The following is a 568-nucleotide window of genomic DNA, read 5'->3' on the forward strand; positions in this document are numbered from 1 at the left end:
ATACGGGGTCGCGGCCAGATCAGGCGTAGTGTTCATCCGCCCATAGAGAACAGGAATTGCCTCGAGGAGCCGCGCGGTGTTCCCGCTCGCCGACAGCGAATACGTCGGACTGTTGGTCGTACCCTGCGCGACGCTTGCCGTCCTGGCCGGCACGATCGCATTGACCAGCATTGAGCCTGCGGCCATGACGGCCATCGAAACGCCTGCCTGGACCGCCATCATGCCTGCCGTAACGGTGCCAGCGGCCACCCCGGTTGCCGCGCCATATGCGGCTGCCGCAGCGCCGCCGGTATAGACCGACGCGACGGCCACCGCGATCATCAATATCGCCTGCAGGGGATTCGATCCGCCACCGCCCTTCGGCACGGGAATGAACTGGACAATCGCGCCGTGTGGGATCGGTTTATCCCAGTCCTTGCGCAACCAGTAGTCGGCGTCGACGCAGACTATCGTGTGCTGAGTGTCGACGCTCACCCGTTCCGCCCACTCAGCAGGCGTCAACGGCGAGTCCAGTTCATAGACCCGCCGGCCCTGCGCGTGGCAATATGGATTCACAGCACGAACGATT

The 568-nt window shown here is 63.9% G+C and carries 1 protein-coding gene; it reads right to left on the bottom strand.

Going from position 1 to position 568, the window contains the following annotated elements:
• Positions 1-474 (bottom strand): tail assembly protein (locus P0D70_RS36780; RefSeq protein ID WP_459252454.1); only part of this gene is annotated, 474 nt, incomplete at its 3' end.
• Positions 475-568 lie beyond the last annotated feature (94 nt).

This window comes from Paraburkholderia sp. RL17-381-BIF-C, assembly GCF_046026435.1.
Lineage (GTDB): Bacteria > Pseudomonadota > Gammaproteobacteria > Burkholderiales > Burkholderiaceae > Paraburkholderia.